Here is a 6,987-nt window from a genome sequence, read left to right as displayed (position 1 = left end):
TTTTTGTTCTGTCTGGTTTTTTGTTTGTTTTTTTTGTTTTTTTTTCCCTCCACGCCTTTCCCCCAAAAAGGAACCCCCCCCCCCCCCCCCTTCTCCCCCCCCCCCCCCCCCCCCCCCCAACCCCCCCCCCCCGCTGCCGTGGTTTAGTCGCTCAGGCCTCAGCCGTTGCGCTTCCAGCGCGGCTTGTCGTCACGGCGGCCGAAGGAGCCGGTGCCGGTGCCGGAGCGGTCGCGGTTGAACGCCGGGCGGTCGTGGCCACCGGAGCGGGCGCCGCCGGAGGGGCGGTCGTCGCGGCGGTCACGGTTGAACGGGCGGTCGCTGCCACGGTGGCCGCCGGAGGGGCGGTCGTCGCGACGGAAGCCGGAGCCACCGCGGTTGTCGTCACGGCGGTCGCCGCCACGGAAGCCGCCACGGTCGCCGCCGGAGGGACGGTCGTCACGGCGGAAGCCGGAGGAGCCACCACGGTTGTCGTCACGGCGGAAGCCGCCACGGTCGCCGCCCGAGGGACGGTCGTCACGACGGAAGCCGGACGAGCCACCACGGTCGTTGCGGTCACGGTTGAAGCCACCGCCACCCTCGCGACGGTCGCCGCCGCGGAAGCCGGAGCCACCGCCACGGTTGTCGTCACGACGGAAGCCGGAGGAACCACCACGGTCGTTGCGGTCACGGTTGAAGCCACCGCCACCCTCGCGACGGTCGCCGCCACGGAAGCCGGAGCCACCGCGGTCGTCACGACGCTCGAAGGAACGGCCGCCACGGTCGTCACGGCGCGGCTCGCGCTCGTAGTTGCCGCGGTCGTCGCGCTGCGGGCGGCGCTCCTCGCGGGCGGCCGGAGCGGCCGGCTGCTCGGGGACGGAGACAGCGGCCTCGACGGCGGCCTCGGCAGCGGCGGCGGCCTCGGCCACCGCGGTCTCCGGGTCGTCGCCACGCTCGCGGGCGGCACGCGCGGTGAGGCGCGAGGCCTCCTCGCGCAGCTCCGTCGCGCGGCGGGTGGCGCGCTCCAGCTCCTTGGTGAGGTCCTTGACCTCACGCTCGGCCTGGGTCGCCGCGTTGCCCGCGGAGTCGGCCTGCACCTCGGTCATCGAACGGGCGCCGGTGATCTCGGCGACCTCCGGCTCGAAGGTGCCGCCGCCGTTGATGATGTGACGCGAGGCGTCGACGCCCGCGTCCTCCATCAGGCGGAAGATCTGGCGGCGCTGGTGCGGCAGGGACAGCGAGACGACCGTGCCGGAGCGGCCCGCGCGAGCGGTACGGCCGGAGCGGTGCAGGTAGTCCTTGTGGTCACCGGCCGGGTCCACGTTCAGGACCAGGTCGATGCCGTCGACGTGGATGCCTCGGGCGGCGACGTCGGTCGCGACGAGCGCGTTGACGTAGCCCTTCTTGAAGTCCTCCAGGACGCGCGTACGGGCGCCCTGCGTCATGCCGCCGTGCAGCGCGTCGGCCTTCACACCGGACTCGCAGAGCTGCTCGGCGATGCGGTCGGCGCCCAGCTGGGTGCGGACGAAGATGATCGTGCGGCCCTTGCGCGCGGCGATGGCGGCCGTGACGGGCGCCTTGTCGCGGGGCTTCACGATGAGGATGTGGTGGGTCATGGTCGTGACGTTGCCCTGGGCGCTGTCGACCTCGTGCGTGACCGGGTTGGTCAGGTAGCGCTTGACCAGCGTGGAGATCTCGTTCTCCATCGTGGCCGAGAACAGCATCCGCTGGCCGCCGGAGGGGACCTGGTCGAGCAGCTCGGTGACCTCGGGCAGGAAGCCCAGGTCGGACATCTGGTCGGCCTCGTCGAGCACCGCGATCTGGGTGTCCTCGAGCGAGCAGGCGCCACGGCTGATGATGTCGCGCAGACGGCCCGGGGTGGCGACGAGGACGTCGACGCCGCGCTCGAGCGCGTAGATCTGGTTGCCCATGGACGTGCCGCCGCAGACGACCTTCATCTTCAGGCCGAGCACGTCGCCGTACGGCTGCAGCGCGTCCGCGACCTGCATCGCGAGCTCACGGGTCGGGGTCAGGATGACGCCGCGGGGCTTCTTCTTCTCGGTGCGGCCGCCGGCCAGCGTCGCGAGCAGCGGAAGACCGAAGGAGAGGGTCTTGCCGGAGCCGGTGCGGCCACGGCCGAGGATGTCCTTGCCGGCCAGGGCGTCCGGGATGGTCGCGGCCTGGATCGGGAAGGGGGCGGTCACGCCGTTCTGGGCGAGCTTGCGGACGATGCCCTCGGGGAGCCCGAGGTCACCGAAGGTGGGGCCGGTCTCGGCCTCTTCGTCGGCCTGCTCGGCAGCGTCGGTCGCGGGCGCATCGGCCTCGGCGACGACCTGCTCGGCGGCCTCCACGACGTCGGTGGCCTGGACGTTCTCGACGGTCTCGACGGCCTCGGCGGTCTCGACAACGGCCTCGGCCGCGTCGACCGTCAGCTCGTCGGTCGTCTCGTTCTCGGGCAGGACGGCGTGGTCAGAATGAGAAATGGACATGCGAAATGCGAAACCTTCCGGAGTCTCGGCACGCGCCCGTCAACTCCGTGATTTCGCAATGGACCGCCTCTATGCGGTCAGCCACGGCAAGGGAGAGTACGCGCCACGCGGCGCTCTTCTTTTTCGGCGCCGGGCAAATGGGATCAAACGATCTACCACCATACGCACCCAACCCCCCAGAAGGCAAACCACACCCTCCGGGGCACCTTGGATTCCACCCCCCACAGCTCGCCTCACCTGCGAGGAAGCGGGTTTCGGACAGGGCCTGAACCCGGCGTAATCCGCTCCCACCCGCCCCGAACCGCTCCAAGCACGCCCAGCGCCCCAAGCACCCCAAGCACCCCGCCCTAGGCGGGCCCGGCCTCCGGCGAGGGCTCCCGCGACCTGAGCCCCTCCGACCGCTCCCCCAGCTGCGCGTCCTGCTTCGGGGGCTCGTGCGCCGACGACGAGGGCTCCGGAGTGGGCTCAGGAGTCGGCGTCGGGGTCGGCTTCGGGGGGTCGGGCGTCGGCGTGGGGCGCGGCGGGTCCGGCTTGGTACGCGTGGGCGTGGGCCGCCCGTCCTTCGTCGGCGGGGCGGGGTCTCCGCCGCCCCCGGTCGCGGACGCGGAGGCCTGCGCGGCATCGGAACCGGACTCTCCGTGCCCGCCCGACCGCCCCTTGCCCCCGCCCTTCTTGCCTTTCTTGCCCTTCTTGCCCTTCGCGTCACCGCGGTCGGCACCCGATTTGCCGGCCGAGCCGGCGCCGGGCGTGACGCTGCCGCCGTCCGGGGCCGCGGCAGCGCTGCGCTCGCCCGCGGACCGCGCCGGACCGGGCTCGCCGCCCCCGTCGTCACCGATGCTCATGCAGCCCGCGGTCGCCATGACGGCCACTGCCGCCGCGGCCCACCGAGCAGGAACGTACAACTGGCGCACGGCCGAGCACCTCCGAGGCGCTGAGAAGCGGGGACGCCCTACCCAACTCCCTTGCCCCGCAAGAGGACACGGACTCTGCCGCCGACCGTCAGCCGTATCCCAGGGCGTGCAGGCGCTCGTCGTCGATCCCGAAGTGATGCGCGACTTCGTGCACCACTGTGATCTCGGTCTCCGCGACGACCTCCTCGCGCGACTCGCACATGCGCAGGGTCGGACCCCGGTAGATGGTGATCCGGTCGGGCAGCACTCCCGCGTACCACTCGCCCCGGTCCGTCAGCGGAGTCCCTTCGTAGAGCCCGAGCAGCTCGGGGTCCTCGGCCGGTGGTTCGTCCTCCACGAACACCGCCACGTTGTCCATCAACCGCGTCAACTCGGGCGGAATCCGGTCAAGCGCCTCGGCGACCAGTTCCTCGAACTCTTCCCGCGTCATCTCCAGCACACCCCCATTGTCAGCCACCGCCCCGCATAGCCGCCCGTCCCCATGGGCATACCGGACCAATGGCCCGCGACTTCCGTGCGCCCGCCGCCCTCGTACGCCACTACCGCTCCCGCCACCCGCACCCGGTGAGCGAGCTCATCAGCCCTCCCCATCCGTACGGCCGTGCGGCGGGCCTCGTCGCGGTCGTCCTGCTCGGCGCCTGGCTCGGCCTGCTGATCGTCGGCAGCGTGCACGCGCCGGTGGGCCCGATGGACACGCGCATGACGCTGCGCCCCTCGCTGACGGGCGGCACGAAGATCGACGTCTCCCCGCTCGGGGCCCTCGAACTGCGCTCGCACGTCGCCCCCATCCGCCTGGACGTGGACGTGGACCGCCTGGACCCGGTCCGCTCCCAGGCCCTGGTCGACCACCCCGAGCGGATCGCGGGCCTCCAGGACGAGGTGACGCAGGACGTCGGGCACGGCACGCTCGACCTGGCCGTACGCTCCTGCGCCGCCGTCGTCGCGGGCGCCACGGCCCTGGGCCTCGCGGTCTACCGCCGCCCACGCCGGGCCCTGGCGGCGGGCGGCCTGGCCCTGGCCCTCCTGGCCGCGTCGGGCGCGGCGGCGTACGCGACGTGGAACCCGAAGTCGGTCCTGGAGCCGAAATTCTCGGGCCTGCTCAGCAGCGCGCCATCGGTCGTCGGCAACGCCCGCAGCATCGTGAGCGAATTCGACGTGTACCAACAGGAGTTGGCGCGCCTGGTCACGAACGTGACGAAGCTGTACGACGCGACGTCGACGCTCCCCGCGTACCAGCCGGACCCGTCCACGATCCGGCTCCTGCACGTCTCGGACATCCACCTCAACCCGGCGAGCTGGAAGATCATCGCCTCGCTGGTCGAGCAGTACGACATCAACGTCATCGTCGATTCCGGCGACACGATGGACCACGGGAGCGCCACGGAGAACGCCTTCCTCGACCCGATCGAGGACCTGGGAGCTCCGTACGTCTGGGTCAGGGGCAACCACGACTCCCGCACGACCCAGCGCTACCTGCAGCGCATGAAGAACGTCCACGTCCTGGACGAGGGCGGGGCGGCGTCGGTGGCGGGCCTCCGGTTCGCCGGGACGGGCGACCCGCAGTACACCCCGGACCGCTCCGTGCGGGCGGAGGGCAAGCCCGTCGAGGAGATGGCGGGCGCCGCCCTCGCCTCCGCCCTGCGCGACCAGCGGGCGGCCGGCACGCCCGTCGACATCGCGGTCGCGCACAACCCCGACGCCGCGCGCGAGACGGACGGCGAGGTGCCGCTCGTCCTGGCGGGGCATGTGCACCGCCAGGAGATGGAGGTCATGGAGGACGGGACGCGTCTGCGCATCGAGGGCTCGACCGGGGGCAGCGGGCTGCGCGCCGTGGAGGGCAAGTACCCGGACCCGGTCGAGGCGTCGGTCCTCTACCTGGACCGGGACACCCGGCGCCTCCAGGCCTGGGACGAGATCAAACTGGGCGGCCTCGGCCTGACGAAGGCGGAGGTCAGCCGCCACTTGCCCAAGGAGAACCAGCCGGGCGCGACACCGTCTCCGCCCCCTGCGGGCCGCTCTCCGGGAAGCGGCTCCCCGGCCCCCCGATAACCGTTTTGGCGATAGCTCCCCGCATCCCATATGCTTCTCACGTCCCCGACGCGCTGCAAAGCGCCCAGGTGGGCCCTTAGCCCTCATCGTCTAGTGGCCCAGGACGCCGCCCTTTCAAGGCGGTAGCACGGGTTCGAATCCCGTTGGGGGCACGCAACACCTTGTGCGAGACTAGTGCTCGCACAACGCTTGGTCCTGTGGAGCAGTTTGGAGTGCTCGCCACCCTGTCAAGGTGGAGGCCGCGGGTTCAAATCCCGTCAGGACCGCTTGCGATTCCTTGAATCGCGTGGCTGGGTAGCTCAGTTGGTACGAGCGATCGCCTGAAAAGCGATAGGTCGCCGGTTCGATCCCGGCCCCAGCCACTTCCCCGAAGGCCCCGTCCACTGGACGGGGCCTTCGCCGTTCCCCGCACCCCCACGGCGTGACCTGGCCGAACAGGCCTGCCCCGAACCCCGCTCAGGCCGCCCCAGGCGCAGCCGCATGCGCCGCGGGCTTCTCGCGGCCGCCCGGGTGCCGGTGGCGCCAGACCCAGAACACCGCGCACGCGAGCAGCGCCCACGCCGCGAGGACCAGGAACGGGAACGCGTGCTGGTGGCCGCCGAAATACACCGCCGTGTGCTGCGCGTTCACCGACGCCCCCGGAGGAAGCCAGCGCCCGATGTGGCCGAGTGCCGACGGAAGCAGCGGCCACGAAACCGCCCCGCCCGACGACGGATTGCCGAGCAGCACCATCAGGCCCCACGTCGGAATCATCGCCCAGCGCCCGAACAGCGTGTTGAACATCGTGAAGACCATCCCCGACGCGAACATCGTCAGCGCCAGGATCAGCCACGACTCCACGAACGGCAGGTCCACCGCCCCCAGCCACCAGTCCACCACCGCCGCGATCACGAACCCGCCGAGCAGCGCGTAGAGAACCGTGAAGGCGATCCGCTCCGCCGGGTTCAGGCCCCGCGCGTGCACGCTCAGCTGGATCGCCCCGACGAAGCCGATGATCACCGCCGCCAGTGAGATGTAGAAGATCGCGAGCCCTCGTGGGTCCCCCTCCTGGAGCGGCTTGATGTCCTTCACCGTCACGGGGACCCCCACCTGCTTGCCCACCTTCGGCGCGGTCTCGGCGAGCACCTGGGCGACCGACGCCCCGGAAGCCCCCGAGACCTCGAACAGGACCCGGTCCCCCGGAGTCTCCCGGAGGACCGCGAAGACCTTCTGCTCCTCCACTCCGTCCCGCGCCGCGGCCACGCTGTCGTACTCGTGCAGCTCCAGCGAGGCGTTCAGCGCCTTCTCCATGCCGACGAGGAACTCCTTGCCCCGAGGAGCGTCCTGCGCACCGACCACCGCCGTGGGGATGCGGTGCGGGGTCGGATTCGCCATGGAGTATGTGTACGAGCCCGCGAAGAGCCCCGCGGCCGCGGCCAGGATGAACACCAGCACGGTCGCCGGCAGGAACGGCGACTCCTTGAACGACGACCACCGCTCACGCCCGGTGGGAGCCCTGCCGTGGGCGCCATGGGCGCCGTTCCGGTGTTCTTCGCCCTCAGGCTGGTCAGACATACGAATAC

Annotated in this window: 5 protein-coding genes and 3 tRNA genes; 4 read left to right on the top strand and 4 right to left on the bottom strand. The window is 71.4% G+C overall.

Features of this window, described 5'->3' with window-relative positions; genetic code table 11:
• Positions 1-158: 158 nt before the first annotated feature.
• From AC07AG_RS25500 to AC07AG_RS25490, 3 genes are all read right to left on the bottom strand, one after another.
• Positions 159-2,465: a DEAD/DEAH box helicase gene (locus tag AC07AG_RS25500; RefSeq protein WP_478757891.1), complete on the bottom strand. Its 2,307-nt coding sequence runs from the start codon at positions 2,463-2,465 to the stop codon at positions 159-161.
• Between the two features lie 347 nt (positions 2,466-2,812).
• On the bottom strand, positions 2,813-3,376 hold the full coding sequence (locus AC07AG_RS25495) for a hypothetical protein (RefSeq protein WP_478757889.1): 564 nt from the start codon (positions 3,374-3,376) through the stop codon (positions 2,813-2,815).
• Between the two features lie 88 nt (positions 3,377-3,464).
• Entirely contained in the window at positions 3,465-3,815 is a 351-nt protein-coding gene (locus tag AC07AG_RS25490) for a metallopeptidase family protein (protein ID WP_478757888.1), read from the bottom strand.
• 59 nt (positions 3,816-3,874) lie between these two features.
• Between AC07AG_RS25490 and AC07AG_RS25485 the strand changes: the two genes are divergently transcribed.
• The 4 genes from AC07AG_RS25485 to AC07AG_RS25470 all read left to right on the top strand — a co-directional run bounded on the left by AC07AG_RS25485 (position 3,875) and on the right by AC07AG_RS25470 (position 5,787).
• The gene (locus AC07AG_RS25485; RefSeq protein ID WP_478757886.1) at positions 3,875-5,425 is read left to right on the top strand and encodes a metallophosphoesterase family protein; all 1,551 of its coding nucleotides are present in this window, start codon (positions 3,875-3,877) and stop codon (positions 5,423-5,425) included.
• A gap of 79 nt (positions 5,426-5,504) precedes the next feature.
• Positions 5,505-5,577: transfer RNA gene (locus AC07AG_RS25480), tRNA-Glu, on the top strand.
• Positions 5,578-5,616: 39 nt separating this feature from the next.
• Positions 5,617-5,691 (top strand) — tRNA-Asp (locus AC07AG_RS25475).
• A gap of 22 nt (positions 5,692-5,713) precedes the next feature.
• Positions 5,714-5,787: transfer RNA gene (locus AC07AG_RS25470), tRNA-Phe, on the top strand.
• Positions 5,788-5,881: 94 nt separating this feature from the next.
• Here AC07AG_RS25470 and AC07AG_RS25465 read toward each other — a convergent pair.
• Positions 5,882-6,979 carry an ABC transporter permease gene (locus AC07AG_RS25465; RefSeq protein ID WP_478757885.1) on the bottom strand — a complete coding sequence of 366 codons (1,098 nt, stop codon included), beginning with the start codon at positions 6,977-6,979 and terminating at the stop codon, positions 5,882-5,884.
• Between the last annotated feature and the right edge of the window lie 8 nt (positions 6,980-6,987).

The organism is Streptomyces sp. NPDC044044, assembly GCF_056434405.1.
This window is presented reverse-complemented; position numbering and strand designations above follow the sequence as displayed.